The sequence below is a fragment of the Cupriavidus basilensis genome, assembly GCF_008801925.2.
Classification (GTDB): Bacteria; Pseudomonadota; Gammaproteobacteria; order Burkholderiales; family Burkholderiaceae; genus Cupriavidus; species Cupriavidus basilensis.
Window position 1 is genome coordinate 744545 of the sequence record NZ_CP062803.1, and the last position, 19593, is coordinate 764137.

Sequence of the window (19593 nt, forward strand, 5' to 3'; positions counted from 1 at the left end):
GGAAAATCAGTTCATGACCCGTTCCACCAAGATCGTCGCTACCATCGGCCCTGCTTCCAGCACGCTGGAAATGCTCACGCGCATGATCGCGGCAGGGGTCGACGTGGTGCGCCTGAACTTCTCCCACGGCGTGGCCGCGGACCATATCGAGCGTGCCCGCCTGGTGCGCGAGGCGGCCAAGGCCTGCGGCCGGGAAGTTGCCATCATGGCCGACCTGCAAGGGCCGAAGATCCGCGTTGGCAAGTTCGAGCACGGCAAGATCACGCTGAACGTGGGTGAGCCCTTCATCCTCGACGCCACCTGCACCCTGGGCAACCAGGAACGCGCCGGCCTCGACTACGAGGACCTGCCGCGCGACGTGGGCCCGGGCGACCTGCTGCTGCTCAACGATGGCCTGATCGTGCTGGTGGTGGATCGCGTGCTGGGCCACGAGATCTTCACCACGGTCCGGATCGGCGGCGAGCTGTCCAACAACAAGGGCATCAACCGCCAGGGCGGCGGCCTGTCGGCGCCGGCGCTGACCGCCAAGGACATGGAAGACATCAAGACCGCCATGGCGCTGGGCGCGGACTATGTCGCGGTGAGTTTTCCCAAGAACGCCACCGATATGGAAATGGCCCGCCAGCTTGCCGCGGTGGCCGGCCAGCCGCATCAGCACAAGGCCCGCATGATCGCCAAGATCGAGCGCGCCGAGGCGATCCGCCCGGGCGTGCTGGAAGAGATCTTGCAGGCCTCCGACGGCATCATGGTGGCCCGCGGCGACCTGGCCGTGGAAGTGGGCAACGCGGCCGTGCCGGCGCTGCAAAAGCGCATGATCCGGCTGGCGCGCGAGGCCAACAAGCTGACCATCACCGCCACCCAGATGATGGAGAGCATGATCGTCAACCCGGTGCCCACGCGCGCCGAGGTGTCGGACGTGGCCAACGCCGTGCTGGACGGCACCGATGCCGTGATGCTGTCGGCCGAGACCGCCGCCGGCCGCTATCCGGTGGAAACCGTGGAAGCCATGGCCGCGGTCTGCGTCGAGGCGGAGAAGTCCGAGGTGGTCCAGCTCGACACCGATTTCCTCAACCAGACCTTTGGCCGCATCGACCAGTCGATCGCCATGGGCGCACTGTTCACCGCCTATCATTTGCAGGTAAAGGCGATTGCCGCGCTGACCGATTCCGGCGCCACCGCGCTGTGGATGAGCCGGCATCGCATCCATGTGCCGATCTACGCGATGACGCCCAACCTGGCCTCGCAGCGCAAGATGCAGCTCTACCGCAATGTGGTGCCGCTGCCGCTGGAAGCCAGCGCCGACCGTGACACCGCGCTGGAGCAGGCCGAGGAACTGCTGCTGTCGCGCGGCGTCGTGCAGCGCGGCGACTTTATCGTGCTGACCATTGGCGAGCCGATGGGCCAGCCGGGTGGCACGAATACGCTGAAGATTGTCCGGGTTGGCGCCTGATATGTGCCGCGCCGGACAGACAGCCGGCGCCCGAGCGCACAGGATCGCCCTGGATAAATCGCGTTGAGACGGTGTCTTGCGCGAACAGCAAAGAACGACCAGATCGACAGATCGACCAGATTATTAAACGAGACACCCCATTCTTTCTTTAGGAGTTTGACATGCCACTCGTATCGATGCGCCAGCTGCTCGACCACGCCGCCGAAAACGGCTACGCGCTGCCCGCCTTCAACGTGAACAACCTGGAACAGGTTCAGGCCATCATGCAGGCCGCCGACGAAGTCAATGCGCCGGTGATCATGCAAGCCTCCGCAGGCGCACGCAAGTACGCCGGCGAGCACTTCCTGCGCCACCTGATCGAAGCCGCGGTGGAAGCCTATCCGCATATCCCGGTGGTGATGCACCAGGATCACGGCCAGTCGCCGGCGATCTGCCAGGCAGCGATCGACCTGGGCTTCTCCTCGGTGATGATGGACGGCTCGCTGCGCGAAGACGGCAAGACCCCGTCCGACTACGAGTACAACATCGAAGTGACCCGCAAGGTGGTGCAGCTCTCGCACGCCATCGGCGTGACCGTGGAAGGCGAGCTTGGCTGCCTGGGCTCGCTCGAGACCGGCGAGGCTGGCGAGGAAGACGGCATCGGCGCCGAAGGCAAGCTGGACCATTCCATGCTGCTGACCGACCCTGAGCAGGCCGCCGACTTCGTCAAGGCTACCCAGCTGGACGCGCTGGCGATCGCCATCGGCACCTCGCACGGCGCTTACAAGTTCACCCGCAAGCCCACTGGCGATATCCTGGCGATCAACCGCATCAAGGAAATCCACGCCCGCATCCCCAACACCCACCTGGTGATGCACGGCTCGTCGTCGGTCCCGCAGGAACTGCTCGCGGAAATCCGCCAGTTCGGCGGCGACATGAAGGAAACCTACGGCGTGCCGGTCGAGGAAATCCAGGAAGCCATCAAGTACGGCGTGCGCAAGATCAATATCGACACCGATATCCGCCTTGCCATGACCGGCGCGATCCGCCGCTTCTTTGCCGAGAACCCGAGCAAGTTCGACCCGCGCGAATACCTGAAGCCTGCCCGCGAAGCCGCCAAGCTGGTTTGCAAGGCACGCTACGTCGCCTTCGGCTGCGAAGGCCAGGCCGCCAAGATCAAGCCGGTCTCGCTCGACGCCATCGCACAGAAGTACAAGTCGGGCGAACTCGCCCAGGTCGTGCAGTAAGCAGGACCCGTGCCGTCCCCGCCCCGGTCCCGTCAAACGGGGAGGTGCGGGGACGACGCTTTTCAGGCCCCGGCGCCGGGGCGCTGAAAAGCGCTAACAAAATGAAGCGAAGCAGTTGTTCTGGCCCGGCGCCAGAATCATTCTGTTAGTGCCTCCCGTCGGAACCACCGAACCACCGAAACACCATGTCGAACGCTCTCTACCAGTCCTCCATCACTTCGCTGCCGCTGCTCGGCCACGGCAAGGTCCGCGACAACTACGCCGTCGGCGACGACAAGCTGCTGATCGTCACCACCGACCGCCTGTCGGCCTTCGACGTCATCCTGGGCGAGCCGATCCCGGCCAAGGGCCGCGTGCTCAACCAGATGGCCAACTTCTGGTTCAAGAAGCTGGCTCACATCGTGCCGAACCACGAAACCGGCATTGCCGCCGAGACCGTGGTGAGCCCGGCCGAAGTCGAGCAGGTGCAAGGCCGCGCCGTGGTGGTCAAGCGCCTCAAGCCGATCCTGGTGGAAGCCGTGGTGCGCGGCTACCTGGCCGGCAGCGGCTGGAAGGACTACCAGGCCACCGGCAGCGTGTGCGGCATCGAATTGCCCGCCGGCCTGCAGAACGCGCAGAAGCTGCCCGAGCCGATCTTCACCCCGGCCGCCAAGGCCGAGATGGGCGAGCACGACGAGAACATCTCCTTCGCGGAAACGGAAGCGCGCATCGGCGCCGACCTGGCCCGCCAGATGCGCGATATCTCGATCCGCCTGTACAAGGAAGCCGCCGACTACGCCGCCACCCGCGGCATCATCATCGCCGACACCAAGTTCGAGTTCGGCCTGGACGAGAACGGCACGCTGACGCTGATGGACGAAGTGCTGACCGCCGACTCCTCGCGCTTCTGGCCCGCGGATTCGTATGAAGTCGGCACCAACCCGCCGTCCTTCGACAAGCAGTTCGTGCGCGACTGGCTGGAAGCTGTGCGCATCGACGGCAAGCCCTGGCCCAAGACCGCCCCGGCGCCGGCACTGCCTGCCGACGTGATCGAGAAGACCGCCGCCAAGTACCGCGAGGCGCTGACGCGCCTGACCGGCGAGGAACTGCAGTAATGTTGGGCGGCGCAGGTGCTGGCCGAAGCCGGCCGGTGCGCCAAAGCCGCCTGAAATGCCCAATGGTGTTTACTCCCTCTCCCCTCAGGGGGAGAGGGGAGCGAAAGAAGGCGACGCGAAAGTTGGCGCAATCCCGCAATCCATATGCGCCAGACAGATTTTTAAGGACTTAACGTGAGCAATACAGCCAAGCCGCTGGTCGGCGTTGTGATGGGCAGCAGTTCCGACTGGGACGTGATGCAGAACGCGGTCGCCATGCTGAAGGATTTCGGCGTGGCCTTCGAGGCACGCGTGGTCTCCGCCCACCGCATGGCCGACGACATGTTCGAGTACGCCGCGACCGCGCGCGAGCGCGGCCTGCGCGCCATCATCGCCGGTGCCGGCGGTGCCGCACACCTGCCCGGCATGATCGCCGCCAAGACCATCGTGCCGGTGTTCGGCGTGCCGGTGCCGTCGCGCTACCTGCGTGGCGAGGACTCGCTGCTGTCGATCGTGCAGATGCCCAAGGGCGTGCCGGTTGCCACCTTCGCCATCGGCGAAGCGGGCGCCGCCAATGCCGCGCTGCACGCCATCGCCACGCTCGCCACCACCGACGACGCGCTGGCCGCCGCGCTCGAAGCGTTCCGCGCCAAGCAGACCGAAGCTGCCCGCGCCATGACGCTGCCGGTGTAATACGCACATTCGCACGCACACCGACTAGCCCCAAGCCCCCGAATCCGGAAAGACGCGCAATGCCAACCGATATCCATCCCCACCTGGTCGAAGCCCACACGCCGGAGTCGCGTGCCGAGTTCGGCATCGACAATCCCAGCGCGCCGGTGCTGCCCGGCGCCTGGCTAGGCATGCTGGGCGGCGGCCAGCTCGGCCGCATGTTCACCCATGCCGCGCAGTCGATGGGCTACAAGGTTTGCGTGCTCGATCCGGACCAGGACAGCCCGGCCGGCACCATCGCCGAGAAGCACATCTGCGCGGCCTATACGGATGAAGCCGCGCTGGCCGAGATGGCCAAGCTGTGCCCGGCGGTGACCACCGAGTTCGAGAACGTGCCCTCGCTCTCGCTCGACCGGCTGGAGCAACTCGGCGCCTTCGTCGCGCCGCGCGGCTACTGCGTGTCGATCGCGCAGAACCGCATCGGCGAGAAGAAGTTCTTCGCTTCCTGCGCCGAGCGCACCGGCGTGCCCACCGCGCCGCACTGGGTGATCCAGCACGACGCCGACGTCGACCAGGTGCCCGAGGATCTGCTGCCCGGCATCCTCAAGACCGCGCGCATGGGTTATGACGGCAAGGGCCAGGCCCGCGTCAGGACCCGCGAAGACGTGCGCGCAGCGTGGCGTGCGATGCAGCACGTGCCGTGTGTGCTGGAAAAGATGCTGCCGCTGGCCTACGAGGTTTCGGTACTGGCCGCGCGCGCTGCCGACGGCACCACCGCCACCTGGCCGCTCGCCGAAAACGTGCACCGCGACGGCATCCTGTTCTCCACCGTGATGCCGTCCACCAGCGTCTCCGACGAGATCGCCGCGCGGGCGCGCGCCGCGGCCGCCACCATCACCACCGAGATGGGCTACGTGGGCGTGCTGTGCATCGAGTTCTTCGTGCTGACGGATGGCTCGCTGGTCGCCAACGAAATGGCGCCGCGCCCGCACAACTCCGGCCACATCACCATGGACGCCTGCGAGACCAGCCAGTTCGAGCAGCAGGTGCGCGCCATGGCGCGCCTGCCGCTGGGCAGCACGCGCCAGCATTCGGCCGGCAAGATGCTCAACCTGCTGGGCGATGTGTGGTTCGAGTTCGGCCTGGAACGCACGCCGGCCTGGGACGAAGTCGTGGCCCAGCCCGGCGCCAAGCTGCACTTGTACGGCAAGAGCGATGCGCGCCCCTCGCGCAAGATGGGCCACGTGAATTGCGTGGGCGGCGCGGCGGCCGACGCCGAGCGCGCCTTCGACGCGGCCCTGACGGCGCTGCACATCGCGCCTTGATGGCATGCCCGGCGCATGCGCCGGGCTTTTCCGTTTTCCTGTTTTCGCAGCTCCGTAGTTCCGAAGCTTCGCAGTCACGCCACCCCAGAGATCCCCGATGTCGCGCATGCCCACGTCCGCCGAACTTGACCAAGCGGTCCAACTACTGGAGGCCGGCGAGCTGGTCGCCTTCCCGACCGAGACGGTCTATGGCCTGGGCGCCGACGCGGAAAACCCCGAGGCCATCGCTCGTATCTACGCGGCCAAGGGGCGCCCGTCCAATCACCCGATCATCGTGCACGTGGTGGATGGCGGCGACATCAGCTACTGGGTGGACGATGTGCCGCCGGCCGCGCAAGACCTGATCGACGCCTTCTGGCCCGGCCCGCTCACGCTGATCCTCAAGCGCGCCGCGCATATCCCGGCGGCGGTTGCCGGCGGCCAGGACAGCATCGGCCTGCGTTGCCCGTCGCATCCGGTTGCGCAGGCGCTGCTGGGCCGCTTCAAGCGTGGCCGGGGCGGCATCGCCGCGCCGTCCGCGAACAAGTTTGGGCAGGTCAGCCCGACCACGGCGCAGCACGTGCGCGACGAGTTTGGCGACGCGGTCTTCGTGCTGGAAGGCGACGGCGTTGAGGTGGGCATCGAATCGACCATCGTGGACCTGTCGCGGCTGGAGCAGGGCATTGGCCCGGTGCTGCTGCGCCCGGGCGCGATCACGCCGGCCATGATGGCGCAGGTGCTGGGCGTCACGCCGTTGCCGCCGGACGCTGCTGCGCCGCGCGCGTCAGGCACGCTGAAGGCGCACTATGCGCCGCATACGCCGTTGGCTTTGTGTTCTGCCGCGGACCTGCCTGCGCGGCTGGTCGATTTGCCCGCCGACGCGCGGGTGGCGTGGGTTGGTGTGCAGGCGGTTGCCGATCCGCGGTGTGTGTGGGTAGAGGCGCCTGCCGATGCCGAGGGTTATGCGCGGGCGCTTTATAGCTTGTTGCGTCGGCTGGATGGGGAGGGGTTTGCGCGGCTGGTGTTTGAGGCCTTGCCGGCCGGGCATGAGTGGGATGGGGTGCGGGATCGGTTGCAGAGAGCGGCTGCTGCGTTTGGGGAGTGAGGGGGGTGTTGGTTGTTGGTAGTAACTGCAACTGCTTAAAGTCAAAGGCAACGGCAGTTTCACCACCCCTGCGGGGCGGCGACCTACTTTCTTGTCTTGCCAAGAAAGTAGGCAAAGAAGGCGCGCCGGATGGGGCGACTACCCCCTCGGGCTTCGACGAAAAGAGCGGCCGGGACCCAAACTCGCATCGCCTTAAGGCGATACTCAGACATGGGTCCCTCTTTTCCGCTCTTTTCGCCGAATCCCGAGGCGCCCCATACGGCCTTGGTACACCTTGACGGCTCGCTTCGCATCGCGTTGGGGTGATTCCCGCCCGAAGGGCGGGAATCACGGCTACACCAGTTGGTTGATCTTGCCGCTGGTTGGCTCCCCTCTCCCACTTGTGGGAGAGGGGCCGGGGGAGAGGGCGGGCGCTGGCAAGGGCGCGATCTCACCTTCTCCCGTGCCGGCTGCCAGTATCACGCGACTCACGGTGCGCCCTGATACACCCATTGCAGCAGGGCGTCGTGGGCTTCGCGGGCTTGTGCTGCGTTGGCGTGGTTGATGTAGCTGACCACCACATAGCGGTCGCCGTTCAGCGCATCGACATAGCCGGCCAGCGCCCGGACGTCGTTCAACGTTCCGGTTTTCATATAGGCATTGCCGGCCGCGCCGGCGCGCGTCAGGCGGTTGCGCAGTGTGCCGTCCACGCCCAGGATCGGCAGCGAATCGATCAGCACCGGGCCGACTTCACTGGCCAGCGCTTGCTGCAGCAGCCGCGACATATCGTAGGCGCTGATGCGTTCTTCGCGCGATAGCCCGGAGCCGTTGTCCAGGACCAGGCCGGGCATGTCCAGGCCCTGGCGCGCCAGCCAGCGCTGCACCACCTTGGCCGAGCGGGTGGTGCTGGCCGGGCCGCTGCGGTCCATCTCCGCGCCGATGGTCAGGTAAAGCTGGCGGGCCATCACATTGTTCGAGAACTTGTTGATGTCGCGCACGATTTCCGACAGGGGCTGGCCGTAGTGGCGTGCCAGCAGGAAGGCGTTGCGCGGGGCGCGGCCCATGCGCAGGGCTGGCTGGTGGGTGAAGCGGCCACCAGCCAGTTGCCATTCGGCGACAAAGCCGCCCCAGGTGAATTCGTTGTGCGAGAGCGTGGCGATGTTGACCACGTGTTCGCCGCAGTCGGCGGCGTAGCTGCCGTCGAAGGAGGCCAGCACGGTGCCGTCGGGCTGCGGCGTGACGGCGGGGCGGGCGCGTGCCGACCAGTCGCCGCATTTGCCGTGGGACAGCGCGAGGCGGTTGTCGAGCTTGAGCTGCGCCAGCGCGGGCGTGACCGATACCGCGACCGACTGGTTGGCCGGGTCGGGCGTGATGGTAAACGACAGCGTCTTGAAGGCGTAGAGCAGCGCGTCGGGGCTGACGTTGTAGGCGCGCTGCGTTTCGCCATCGATGGTGGTGCCCTTGTCGAGCGCGGAATCGAAGTAGCTGCGGTCCAGCACCAGGTCGCCGTTGATGGTGGTGGCGCCCGCGGTGCGGGCGGCGTTGACCAGCTTGGCCATTTCTTCCGGCACCAGCTTGGGGTCGCCATAGCCGCGCAGGTAGACGTTGCCGTTGACGGTGCCGTCGGCGCCTGGCTGGTTGTCGGCGTACAGCGCGGTCTGCCAGCGGTAGCCGGGGCCAAGCAGCTGTAGCCCGGCGAAGGTGGTGACCAGCTTCATGGTGGAAGCCGGGTTCATCGGCGTTTGCGCATTCCAGCTTGCGCGGGGTGCCTGCGCGCCGACCTTGATCACGTAGAAGCTGGTGGCCGAGGCAGGCACATGCGCGCGCTTGAGCGCGGCCGTTACGCTGCCTGGCAGGCCTGAGCGCGGCTCGGCGGACTCGGTCGCGGCGTGGGTGGCCTTGGTCTTGTGAGCGGGGGTCTTGGCGGCGGCGGTGCTCACGCCGCTGATGCACAACAGCCCGGCGGCGCAAAGCGGCAGCAGGCGGTGAAGAATGGGGGAAGGGCGATTCGGCATGGTGCCCATGTTAACGCATGGGCCTTGGCGCGGATGACGCCGCCATGCGATTTCCGCAGGTTTTTCCGCAGAAGTTCCGTCTAGTCTTCTGCGGCGTTTGCGGGATCTGCCGAATGAGCCGAATGAGCCGAATGAGCCGAATGGGCCAAGTGCGCCACGCCGATCGCCTGCGGCGGCGCGAGCTTTCCGAGCAGCGTGCGCAGCGTGTCTTGTTCCTGCGCCGACAATGCCCCCGCGACGCGCGCATCGTGCGCGCACACCGCGGCGGTGGCGGCTTCGAGCGTGCGCCGTCCCGCCGGGGTCAGCACCAGGCTGTAGGCGCGGCGGTCGTGCGGCGCCGGGCGGCGCGCCACCAGCTTCATGTCCTCCAGCGCGTCGACCAGCAGCACCGCGCCCGAGCGCGCGATGCCCAGGATGCTGGCCAGCTCGGTCAGCTTGAGCAGCGGATTGCGCGAGACGATCACGAGCGCGGAGAAACGCGGCGGCGTGATGTTCCACTGCGCCAGCGATTGCACGAAGTCTTCGTAGATACGGATCTGCGCGCGGCGGATGGCGTAGCCGACCAGGCCGTCCAGCACGCCGTAGTCGACGTTGGCGATATGCGGGTCGAATCCGCCGGGCGCATCGGCCGCCTGGCTGGCGCCGGCGGGATCGGGGGCGAGGGCGTCGCGGCTGCGGCGCGCTCGCGCCTTGGTTGTGGTCATGAGGCCTGGGCGTCGGTCGATGGATGTGGGTGGCGATGGCTGCCTGAAAAACCGGGCCGCCTATACGACGCGAAAATACCGCATTTCCACCCGGTCCGGATAGCGGGCGCCGGTGGCGACAAACAGGTGCTGCATGAGCCAGTCGTAGCCGGGCGCCGCCGTCTCGAAGCGGGGCGCGGTGCGGAAGTAGATCAGGCGCGGGTCGACGATCTCGCCGCCGGCCAGGCGCGCGATCAACTCGGCGGGTCCGCTGCGCACGCCGGCGTTGACGATGTAGATGCGCGCGCCGTCGTCGGTCTCCAGCACATAGCGGGCCTCGATATCGGCCACGACGATGCCGTTGCCGGCGTCGTGGCGCACCAGCTGGAAGTCCGCGCCGCCGGGCAGGATGCGCCCTTGCAGGCGCGGCCCGGAAACGACGCCATCGAGAATGGGAATGACCCGCCGGTTGCCCAGCGCGCTCGCGCCCACCTCGGTGACCGGCGCCAGCCGGAAGCTGAAGTCCGCCACGTGCTCCAGCGTGGGCGTGGGCAGGGCGGCGATGGCAAAGGGTGCGGCGGGCGCGGTCATTTCAGCAGCTTCCAGTTGCCGTTGTCGATGGTCAGCATCACGCGGCCGCGGGTGTCAAAGCCGAAATGATCCTGCGCGGTGTAGTTCAGCACGCCGTGCGACACCACGATATTGCGCTCGCTCTCCAGCGCGGTCTTGAGCGCGCGGCGGAACTCCGGCGTGCCCGGCTTGGCCTGCTTGAGCGCCACCGGCACGATGCGTTGCAGCACCAGGCCCGCATCGTAGGGGTGGGCGCCGAACTGGGTGCGGGTGTCGGGGCCGTACTGCTTCTCGTAGCGGCCCACGTAGTCCAGCCCCGGCTTCTTGGTGGCGGCGCTGTCCGGCAACTGCTCGGCCACGATCACCGGCCCGGCGGGCAGGATGGAGCCGTTGACGGCTTTGCCGCCGATACGGATCAGGTCCTTGGTGGCCGCGCCATGCGTGTGGTAGACCGGACCCGCGTACCCGCGCTCGCGCAGCGTGGTGTGCGGCAGGGCCGCGCCGGTGCCGGCGCCGGCGATCAGCACCGCGTCGGGGCGGGCGGCGATCAGCTTGAGCGTTTGCGCGGTCACGCTGGTGTCCGAGCGCGCATAGCGTTCGGTGGCCACCAGGCGCATGCCGCGCGCGGTGGCGGCGGTGGTGAACTCCTTGAGCCAGGTCTCGCCGTAGGCGTCGGCAAAACCGATGAAGGCGATGGTCTTGACGCCTCTGGCGTGCGCCGCATCCGCCACGGCCTCGGCCATCAGCTTGACCGGCTGGGCCAGGCGATACGTCCATTCGCCGCGGCCGGGCTTGAGCTCGATCGGCGAGAAGGCCAGCTGCACGGTCTGGCTCTCGTCGGCCACTTCGGCAATCGCGATCGACGGCGCCACCGCCGACGAGCCGAGGATGATGTCGACCTTGTCCTCGCTGACGAAGCGGCGCGCTACCTTGGTGGCCTGGGTGGGATCGGAGCCGTCGTCCAGCACGATATAGCGGATCTTCTCGCCCGCGATGGTCTCCGGCAGCAAGGGCATGCTGTTCTTCTGCGGGATGCCGAGCGAGGCCGAGGGGCCGGTCGACGCGATGCTGACGCCGACCGTCACGTCGGCAAGCGCGGGCGCGGCGCCAAGCGCGGCGGCAAGGCTGGCGATGACGGCAAGCGCAAGGCGGCTGGCGGGCGTGGCAAGGTGTGTAGGACGTGTAGAGCTGGGGCGCGGCACGATGTCTCCTTTTCTTCGAATGACGCCGGCTTCTCAGGGCCGGTCGGGGGGCATGATACGACGGACTGGCGCAATCACAGAGGCGCGCGGCCCGCTTAGCGCGGCGGCGCCTGCAGCGATTGCCGGTCGAAGCCGGCGAGCTGCTTGTAGCGCAGCGCGATCGCTTCGAGCTCGGTGCGCGGGATCACGGATTCGATATCGCTGAAACCCTGCGGCGCGCGCTGCTCGGCCAGCTGCATGACCTGCTCGGGCCCGTTCATGCGGTTGCGCAGCACGATGGCCGCGGTGCGCGGCAGCCGTTCCGCTTCGTACTCGCGCAGCGCATGGCCGGTGCCGGAGGCGTCGCGCGGCGCGCCGTTGGCCAGGAGGCTGTCCATCAGGTAGCGCGCATCGAGGATGGCCTGCGCGCTGCCGTTGGAGCCGATCGGGTACATCGGGTGGGCGGCGTCGCCCAGCAGCGTCACGCGGTCGAAGGTCCAGCGCGGCAGCGTGTCCTTGTCGACCATGGGGAATTCGTAGATGGCCTGCGCGCCGTCGATCAGCGCGGGGATGTCGATCCAGTCCCAGCGCCAGTTCGCAAAGGCTTCGCGGAACACGGACTTGTCGACCTGCTTGTTCCAGTCGCTGCGCGGCGGGGTATCCGGCGCGCTGTCGGGCACGCGCAGCTCGGCGATCCAGTTGACAAGCGAGCGCCCCTGGCGGCGCAGCGGCTCGGAGATCGGGTAGGCCACGAACTTCTGGTCCTGGTGGCCCGCCATGAACATCGAGCTGCCGTCCAGGTATGGCGGCGCCTCGGTGACGGCGCGCCACAGCGTGCGGCGCGAGAAGCGCGGCGCGTCGCCCTGCGGATAGAAGTGGCGGCGCACGGCGGAGTGGATGCCATCGGCGCCCACCAGCACATCGGCCCGCGCCGTCACCTGCGCGTTGTCGCTGCGCCGGCGCAGCGTGAACTCCACGGGATCACCCGCGCGCGCGCCGGTGCTCGTGACCGCTTCAAACGTATGGCCGGCATGCACGCGCTCCGCGCCCAGGCGCTCCACCACGGTGCGGTAGAGCAGCATCTGGAATTCGCCGCGATGGATGGAGAACTGCGGCTGGCCGTAGCCCGCCGCGCGCCCGCGCGGCTCGTGCCAGATGCGCTGGCCAAGCTTGTTGTAGTAGGACAGGGACGAGGTCTGCACCGCCAGCTCGGCCAGTGCATCGTGCAGTCCCAGCTCGGACAGCTCGCGCACCGCGTGCGGCAGCAGGTTGATGCCCACGCCGAGCGGGCGCAGCGTCTCGCTGGCTTCCCAGACCTCGGCCTCGATGCCGTGCCGGTGGCAAAGCAGTGCCAGCGTCAGGCCGCCGATGCCGCCACCGGCAATCGCGATCTTCATGGTGTTGTCTCCACGGCTTGTTATGGAATTCCCGGGCCGCGCGGGTGCTCCATGGGGAGCCGGCGGCCACTGGCAATATTGTTATAGAGTATAACTAAATGCGCGAAGGCTTCAAGATCGGCGGCGTGCGGGGAAACCCGCAAGCAAGCGCCGCATGCACGTCCTGAGCACGGGGTTTGTGGGAATCCGCTGACACGAAGTTCGGCCAAGCCCCGGTTCCGCGCAGCGGCACCGGGCCCCATAGTGAATCTACCTGCCGCAAAGCATGGACCTTGCGGTAAACGCGATAACGATGCCTGGGTGCATTACCAGGCGCAAAACAAATCTCAAAAGGAGCCTCATCATGCGTACCGTAACCCTGTCTATCCTGCTTGCCACCCTGCTGAGCGTGGCGGGCTGCGCCGACATGACGCCCAAGCAGCGCAATACCGCCATCGGCGCGGGTGTTGGCGGCGTGGCCGGCGCGGCACTGATCGGCGGCCCGGCGGCCACCATCGGCGGCGCGGCGCTGGGCGGTGTGGTTGGCAACGTGGCGACGCCCGAACGCCGGTAAGCAAACAGCAGCGGGGCGCAGCGCGACGCGGCCCGCCACAAAACAAAAAGCGGATGCCGTCGGCATCCGCTTTTTGTTTTTTGACGCTAAGGGTCAGCAGGCAGACTTTACGGCGGACTTTCCGGCCTTCCCAGTCTTTCCGCCTTGCCCCGCGTTGGCCACCGGGAACACCGTGTCGTAGGCCCAGTTGTAGACGAACGCATAGACCACGTAGAAGGCGGCCAGGGCGATGTCCATGATGAAGGCATCGAAGAGACTCATGTCGAGATACCACGCCACCATCGGCAGGAACACCACCAGCAGGCCCAGTTCGAACAGGATGGCGTGGAGCACCCGCACGGCAACCGGCTTGCGCAGCTGCCCGGTGAACCGCAGCATGGCCTTGTCGAACAGCACGTTGTAGAGGTAGTTCCAGCCGGCGGCGATCAACGATGCCACCACGGCGAGGATGCCGATCTGGTGCAGGGCGAAGCCAAAGACCCAGCTGCCCACAGGCGCGACAATCAGCAAGCCAATCACTTCAAAGCCGATGGTGTGACGAATCCTGTCCTTGGTGCTGCGCATGATACTTCCTGTCTGGCGTGTGAATAGAGGGCATTCTATCGAGTATTCTGAGATGGTAAAGTTAGGTTCTATCGCTAAAAACGATGGATGGGTCACGGCCCGTCCCAAGGAATCGACATGAGCCTCTCGCTCGAACAATTGCAGGCCTTTGCCGCGGCTGCCGAATGTGGCTCTTTCTCCGCCGCCGCGCGCCGGCTGGGCAAGGCCCAGTCGGTTGTCAGCGCGGCCGTGTCCAATCTCGAGATCGACCTGGGCAACCAGCTGTTCGACCGCGGCGGGCGCTATCCCACCCTGACCGCCGCGGGCGAACGCCTGCTGGCCGAGGCGCGCGTGATCCTGGAGCGCTGCGAGCATTTCCGTGGCGTGGCCAAGAGCCTGGGCGAGGGCGTGGAGAGCCGCCTGGTGCTGGCGGTGGACGAACTCTATCCGGAGGAAACCCTGGGCGTGATGCTGGAGGAGTTCTCAGCGCGCTTCCCGGCGGTGGAGCTGGAATTGCTGTTTCCCTTGATGGAAGACGTCAGCCGGCTGGTGCTGGAGCGCTGCGCCGACCTGGGAATCATGTGGCGCCAGGAGGTGCTTCCGCCGGAACTGGGTTTCCGCGCGCTGGGCTGGGTGCCGATGCGCATCATCTGTGCCCCGGACCATCCGCTTGCGGACCAGCGCGTGGGCTGGGAGGAGCTGAAGCGCTACCGGCAACTGATGGTGGCCACCCGTACCGATAGCGAGGAAAAAATGCGGCTGCGCGTGGCCGCCGAAGTCTGGTGGGTGGAGAGCCAGTGGGTCATCGTTGAACTGGTCAAGCGCCGGCTGGGCTGGGCCTTCGTGCCCTGGCACGTGGCGGCCAACTCGCCGGCGGGCGCGCAACTGGTGTCGCCCGCGCTGGAGTTCGACGACCAGGACTGGCCGGTGGCGATGGAGCTGGTGTGGCACAAGCAGCGGCCGCTTGGCAAGGCCGCCACCTGGCTCAAGGAGCGGGTGAGCAAGCAGCCGCTGCCGCGTCCCGAGGTGCCCGCCCGGCCGTAGCCGATGTTGGTAAGTATCGGCGCTATCGGGTCAGCCCGAATTCCCTGGCCAGCGTGCTATAGCGCTGCACCGTTCGCTGCACATAGGTATCCAGGTCAGCGCCGCCCAGGTCGGCGGGGAACAGGCCTTGCTCCGCGCGCAGCCGGGCGAATGCCGGGCTGGCCTGCAGGCGCGCGAAGCGGCTGGCCCAGCGCTGGTAGTCGGCCTGCGCAACCTTGGGGCCCATGTAGAAGCCGCGCAGGATGGGCCAGACGATGTCGAAGCCCTGCTCGCGCGCGGTAGGCACGCCGGCCAGCCTGCCGGGCAGACGCTGCGCCGCCAGCACGGCCAGGATGCGGATGCCGCCCGCGCCGAGCTGCATGGCGGCCTCCGATGCGTCGCCGGACACCGCCTGGACGTGCCCGCCCTGCAGTGCCGTGAAGGCCTCGCCGCCACCCTCGAAACCCACGAAGCGCATGCGCTTGTAGCCCACGCCGGCCTGCCGCGCCACCAGCGCGGCCTTCATCCAGTCCTGGTTGCCGATGGTGCCGCCGGCCCCGAACAGTACCTGGTCCGGATCCGACCTGAGCGCTGCCACCAGGTCCTTCAGGGTCTTGAAGGGCGAATCGGCGCGTACCGCTATCACGCCGTAATCGGTGCCGAGCGCGCCCACCCAGCGCACGTCCGCCGCGCCGTACTTGCCGAACTTGCCTTGGGCCAGCGCCAGCAGGGAGCCGTCTGAAAAGGCGACGATGGTGTCGGGCTCGGCGGGGCGCTGCGCCACGATGCTGTTGTAGGCGACCGCGCCGATGCCGCCCGGCACGTAGGCCAGCCGCATCGCCTGCTCGGTGAACCCGGCCTCCAGCAGCGCGCGCTGCGCCAGCTTGCAGGTCAGGTCGAAACCGCCACCGGGCTTGGCGGGCACGATGCATTCCGGCGCGGCCGCCGCCGGCCGCGCACAGGCGACGGCGAGGGCGAGCGCCGCACAGGCATAGCGCAGGGCGGCCAGGACGTGGCGCATCGATTCTCCCCCGGGGGCAATTGGACGGCAGACAGCTTACCGGGAAATTCCAAACAAATCCGCTGGCTGGCGATGCGAAAATCAGGCATAACAAAACGCCGCCAAGAAGCAGGAGAACACCCTTCCATGAGAGTACTGCTGGTCGAGGACCACGATGAACTGGCCACCTGGGTGATGCAGGCGCTGCGCGCGCTGCATTTCACCGTGGAGCGCGCGGCCGACGCGGCCAGTGCGCAATCCCTGCTGTTCAGCACGCACGCCGGCAGCGCGGGCGGGGCCGGCAGTGACTACGCGCTGGTGCTGCTGGACCTGACCCTGCCCGACCGCGACGGCCTGGACCTGCTCGCGCGCCTGCGCGCTCGTGGCTGCCGCGTGCCGGTGATGATCCTGACCGCGCGCGGCGAAGTGGGCGAGCGGGTCAAGGGCCTGGACCTGGGCGCCGACGACTATATGGCCAAGCCCTTCGACCTGGCCGAGTTCGAGGCGCGGGTGAAGGCGCTGCTGCGCCGCGCGCGCCAGACCGAGGCGCCGCTGGTGGTGTGCGGCGGCCTGGGCTTCGATACGGTGTCGCGCCATTTCCAGGTGGGCGGCGTGCCGCTGGCGCTGACGCCGCGCGAGCATGCCGTGCTGGAGATCCTGATGACGCCGCCCGGCAAGACCGTCAGCAAGGACCGCATCTACGCCAGCATCTTCACCCTGGCCGACGACACCCAGCCGGATGTGATCGAGGTCTACGTGCATCGCCTGCGCCGCAAGCTCGAAGGCTCGGGTGCTGCCATCGTGACCTTGCGCGGGCTGGGCTACGTGCTGGAGCCCAGCGTTGGCTGAGCCGCGCAAGCGCGCCGCCAGCCTGCGCGCACGCCTGCTGTGGTGGCTGATCCCGCCCATGCTGGCGCTGCAAGCCGCGTATGGCGTGGTGGCTTACTCCAATGCGCTTGAGTCCGCCGACCAGGCCTATGACCGCACCTTGCTGGCATCGGCGCGCAATATCTCCGAGCGCATCACGCTGACCCCCGAAGGCGTGCGCGTGGACGTGCCGTATATCTCGCTCGATACCTTCGAGGTGGGCATGAACGCCACCATGTTCTACCGCGTCAGCGGCGTGCATGGCGAGTTCGTCTCGGGCTACGACGACCTGCCGCCATTCGACGCCAGCCAGCCGCGCACCAAGCTATATCCGGCACTGGTGAGCTTCTACGACCGCACCTACCGTGGCCAGCCGATCCGCATCGCCGCGCTGCGCCAGCCGGTGATGGACGCCAGCGGCACGCGCGGCGGCATGGCCTTGATCGAGGTGGGCGAGACGCTGGACTCACGCCAGGCGCTGACGCGCAACATCCTGTTCGATGTGCTGTGGGGCCAGCTGATGCTGGTGCTGGCCGCGGTGCTGGTGATCTGGCTGTTCACGCGGCGCGCGCTGGCACCGCTCGATGCGCTGCGCGAAGCCGTGGCGCAACGCCAGCCCGGCGCCACCACGCCGCTGCCGCTCGACAGCGCCCCGCGCGAGACCGCGCCGCTGGTGGAGGCCATGAACGGCTACATGGCGCGGCTGGAACAGGTGCTTGCCGCGCAGCGCCGCTTTATCGCCGACGCGGCACACCAGCTGCGCACGCCGCTGGCCGTGCTGCACACGCAGGCCCAGCTGGCCGCGCGCGAGCACGATCCCGACGAGCAGCGGCGCATCGCGCAGGGCCTGGCCGACAGCACCGCGCGCATGGCCGCGCTGGCCGACCGCCTGCTGTCGATGGCGCGCGCCGCGCACGGCGGGGCCGCGGCGCCGCGCGCGCTGGACCTCGCGGCGTTGGTGAGGGAGGTCTGCCTTGAGCTCACGCCCGCCGCGCGTGCGCGCCGCATCGACCTGGGCTTCGAAGGCGAGGGCGCGCAGCCAGTGCGTGGCACCGATCTGCTGCACGAGCTGGTGACCAACCTGGTCGACAACGCGCTGCGCTATACGCCATCAGGCGGCATGGTCACGGCGCGTGTCTTGCGCGCGGGCGAGGCGGTGGTACTGGAAGTGGAGGACGACGGCCCCGGCATTCCCGCCGCGGAACGCGCGGCGGTGCTGGAGCCGTTCTACCGCGGCAAGGCGGCGGGTTTGAAGGCGCCCGGTGAGGCGGCTCCCGCCGGCTCGGGGCTTGGCCTGACCATCGTGCGCGACATCGCCCTGGCGCATGGCGCGTCGCTGGCGCTGCTGGATGGCGCGCAGGGCAGGGGCCTGCTGGTGCGGGTGCGTTTCGCGCCGGCATAGGGCGGCGCGAAGGCTTCCACCGCCATTCGCCATCTGCGATCTGCTTTTTGCTATTGCGTTGCCGAGCCGCCGGGCGCTGCGCCAGCCGGCGCCGTATTCGACGCGCTCTCCGTCTCGATATGCCAACCGCCGCCCAGTGCCTTGATCAACACCGCGCTGGTCGTGTACTGGCGGCCTACGATGGTCAGGTAGGTGCGCTCCGCCGTGTAGGCGGTGGTCTGCGCGGTCAGTACGTCCAGCAGGCTGGCGGTGCCGGCGCGGTAACGGTTGTTGACCAGGGCCAGCGCATCGCGCGCCGAACGCAGCGCGTCGTTCTGCACCACGCTTTCCTGCTCCAGCAGGCGCGCGCCGGCCAGGTTGTCCTCGACCTCCTGGAACGCGGCGAGCACCGTCTGGCGGTAGTTGGCCACGGTCTGGTCATAGGCCGCCACCGCCTGTGCCTTGGCCGCGCTGCGCAGGCCGCCGTCAAACAGCGTGCCGGCCAGCGCCGGGCCGATCGACCACACGCGGTCCGGCAGCGACAGCCAGCGCGCCAGCGTGGCGGCGGAAAGCCCGCCGGTGGCCGACAGCGACAGCGTCGGGTAATAAGCGGCCTGGGCTACGCCAATCTGCGCGTTGGCCGCGGCCATGCGGCGCTCGGCCGCGCCGATATCGGGCCGGCGTTCCAGCAGCGCCGACGGCACCGCGACCGGCACGCGCGGCACGGCGGCGGCATAGTCCTGCGGCGTGATGGAGAGGTCGGCCGGTGGCTTGCCAGTCAGGATGGCGATGGCGTGCTCGAGCTGCGCGCGCGTGATCTGGATATCGATCTGCTGCGCCTGCGCGGACTTGAGCTGGGTCTCGGATTGCAGCACGTCGGAGCGCTGGGCGGTGCCGGCTGCGTACTGGTTGCGTACCAGTTGCAGTGACTTCTCGTAATCGACTACGGTGCGGTCAAGCAAGGCCTTCTGCTGGTCGGCGATGCGCAGCAGGAAATAGCTCTGCGCCAGCGTGGACTGGGTCGACAGCAAGGTCGAGGCCAGGTCGGACTGGCTGGCCTGTGCGCTGGCCTCGCTGCTTTCCACCTGCCTGCGCACGCGGCCCCACACATCGATTTCCCAGCTGGCCGACAGCGTGGCGTTCTGGCTGTTGCCGATCAGGCCGCTGCTGCCGCTCGCGCGGCTCAGCCCGGCCGATGCGCCCAGCGTGGGGAAGTAGCCGGCGCGCGCCGATTGCAGCGCGGCCAGCGCTTGCCGGTACTGCGCCTCGGCCGCCTTGATGTTCTGGTTGGATACCTGCACCTGCGACATCAGCGTGTCGAGTGCCGGATCGCTGAACACCGCCCACCAGTTGCTGCGCGCGCTGGCATCCTGTGGCTCGGCCGGTTTCCACGTGCCCCACTGCGAGGTGTCGGCGGGTGCTTCCTTGAAGGCCGGGGTGCTGGGCGCGTCCGGCCGCTTGTAGTCGGGACCCACGGCGCAGCCGCCCAGCAGCAGGGCGCAGGCTGCCGTCAGCACGGTCGCGGGGACGGAAAGGGCGGGGAGGCGAAGAAAAGCGTTCATGGATCGCAT

The 19593-nt window shown here is 68.0% G+C and carries 18 protein-coding genes; 10 read left to right on the plus strand and 8 right to left on the minus strand.

Features of this window, described 5'->3' with window-relative positions; translation table 11 throughout:
* The first annotated feature begins 13 nt into the window (after positions 1-13).
* From pyk to F7R26_RS03390, 6 genes are all read left to right on the plus strand, one after another.
* The gene (gene pyk / locus F7R26_RS03365; protein WP_150992693.1) at positions 14-1450 is read left to right on the plus strand and encodes a pyruvate kinase; all 1437 of its coding nucleotides are present in this window, start codon (positions 14-16) and stop codon (positions 1448-1450) included.
* A gap of 161 nt (positions 1451-1611) precedes the next feature.
* A complete protein-coding gene (gene fba, locus F7R26_RS03370) occupies positions 1612-2676 on the plus strand; it encodes a class II fructose-bisphosphate aldolase (protein WP_150992695.1) in 1065 nt (354 codons plus the stop codon).
* 185 nt (positions 2677-2861) lie between these two features.
* Positions 2862-3770, plus strand: coding sequence for a phosphoribosylaminoimidazolesuccinocarboxamide synthase (locus F7R26_RS03375; RefSeq protein ID WP_006158082.1), 909 nt, complete (start codon positions 2862-2864; stop codon positions 3768-3770).
* A 174-nt stretch (positions 3771-3944) separates the two neighbouring features.
* Entirely contained in the window at positions 3945-4442 is a 498-nt protein-coding gene (purE, locus tag F7R26_RS03380; RefSeq protein WP_006158083.1) for a 5-(carboxyamino)imidazole ribonucleotide mutase, read from the plus strand.
* A gap of 59 nt (positions 4443-4501) precedes the next feature.
* Positions 4502-5746, plus strand: coding sequence for a 5-(carboxyamino)imidazole ribonucleotide synthase (locus F7R26_RS03385; protein ID WP_150992697.1), 1245 nt, complete (start codon positions 4502-4504; stop codon positions 5744-5746).
* Between the two features lie 97 nt (positions 5747-5843).
* Positions 5844-6830 (plus strand): L-threonylcarbamoyladenylate synthase, encoded by a 987-nt coding sequence (locus F7R26_RS03390; protein ID WP_150992699.1) that lies wholly within the window; start codon positions 5844-5846, stop codon positions 6828-6830.
* Between the two features lie 467 nt (positions 6831-7297).
* On the opposite strand, the gene dacB is transcribed toward F7R26_RS03390, so the two are convergent.
* The 5 genes from dacB to F7R26_RS03415 all read right to left on the minus strand — a co-directional run bounded on the left by dacB (position 7298) and on the right by F7R26_RS03415 (position 12655).
* The gene (gene dacB, locus F7R26_RS03395; RefSeq protein WP_150992701.1) at positions 7298-8833 is read right to left on the minus strand and encodes a D-alanyl-D-alanine carboxypeptidase/D-alanyl-D-alanine endopeptidase; all 1536 of its coding nucleotides are present in this window, start codon (positions 8831-8833) and stop codon (positions 7298-7300) included.
* A 71-nt stretch (positions 8834-8904) separates the two neighbouring features.
* Complete coding sequence (locus tag F7R26_RS03400; RefSeq protein WP_150992703.1) at positions 8905-9528, minus strand: MarR family winged helix-turn-helix transcriptional regulator; 624 nt, start codon at positions 9526-9528, stop codon at positions 8905-8907.
* A 60-nt stretch (positions 9529-9588) separates the two neighbouring features.
* Positions 9589-10098 (minus strand): DUF3237 domain-containing protein, encoded by a 510-nt coding sequence (locus F7R26_RS03405; protein ID WP_150992705.1) that lies wholly within the window; start codon positions 10096-10098, stop codon positions 9589-9591.
* Positions 10095-11279: an ABC transporter substrate-binding protein gene (locus F7R26_RS03410; protein WP_416351301.1), complete on the minus strand. Its 1185-nt coding sequence runs from the start codon at positions 11277-11279 to the stop codon at positions 10095-10097. Before F7R26_RS03410 ends, F7R26_RS03405 begins: the two co-directional genes overlap by 4 nt.
* Before the next feature lie 95 nt (positions 11280-11374).
* Positions 11375-12655 carry a flavin-dependent oxidoreductase gene (locus tag F7R26_RS03415; protein WP_150992707.1) on the minus strand — a complete coding sequence of 427 codons (1281 nt, stop codon included), beginning with the start codon at positions 12653-12655 and terminating at the stop codon, positions 11375-11377.
* A gap of 343 nt (positions 12656-12998) precedes the next feature.
* Here F7R26_RS03415 and F7R26_RS03420 point away from each other — a divergent pair, with 343 nt between their 5' ends.
* A complete protein-coding gene (locus F7R26_RS03420) occupies positions 12999-13208 on the plus strand; it encodes a hypothetical protein (protein WP_150992709.1) in 210 nt (69 codons plus the stop codon).
* 93 nt (positions 13209-13301) lie between these two features.
* Here F7R26_RS03420 and F7R26_RS03425 read toward each other — a convergent pair whose 3' ends face one another.
* Positions 13302-13772 (minus strand): PACE efflux transporter, encoded by a 471-nt coding sequence (locus F7R26_RS03425; protein WP_150992711.1) that lies wholly within the window; start codon positions 13770-13772, stop codon positions 13302-13304.
* Between the two features lie 117 nt (positions 13773-13889).
* On the opposite strand from F7R26_RS03425, the gene F7R26_RS03430 reads away from it, so the two are divergent.
* A complete protein-coding gene (locus F7R26_RS03430) occupies positions 13890-14795 on the plus strand; it encodes a LysR family transcriptional regulator (protein WP_150992713.1) in 906 nt (301 codons plus the stop codon).
* A gap of 22 nt (positions 14796-14817) precedes the next feature.
* Here F7R26_RS03430 and F7R26_RS03435 read toward each other — a convergent pair whose 3' ends face one another.
* Complete coding sequence (locus F7R26_RS03435) at positions 14818-15795, minus strand: tripartite tricarboxylate transporter substrate binding protein (RefSeq protein ID WP_150992715.1); 978 nt, start codon at positions 15793-15795, stop codon at positions 14818-14820.
* Positions 15796-15921: 126 nt separating this feature from the next.
* Here F7R26_RS03435 and F7R26_RS03440 point away from each other — a divergent pair, with 126 nt between their 5' ends.
* On the plus strand, positions 15922-16623 hold the full coding sequence (locus F7R26_RS03440) for a response regulator (RefSeq protein ID WP_150992717.1): 702 nt from the start codon (positions 15922-15924) through the stop codon (positions 16621-16623).
* Positions 16616-18043, plus strand: a complete 1428-nt coding sequence (locus tag F7R26_RS03445; protein WP_150992719.1) for a sensor histidine kinase — start codon at positions 16616-16618, stop codon at positions 18041-18043. The genes F7R26_RS03440 and F7R26_RS03445 overlap by 8 nt, the downstream gene beginning before the upstream one ends.
* 50 nt (positions 18044-18093) lie before the next feature.
* On the opposite strand, the gene F7R26_RS03450 is transcribed toward F7R26_RS03445, so the two are convergent.
* Positions 18094-19584, minus strand: a complete 1491-nt coding sequence (locus tag F7R26_RS03450; protein WP_416351302.1) for an efflux transporter outer membrane subunit — start codon at positions 19582-19584, stop codon at positions 18094-18096.
* Between the last annotated feature and the right edge of the window lie 9 nt (positions 19585-19593).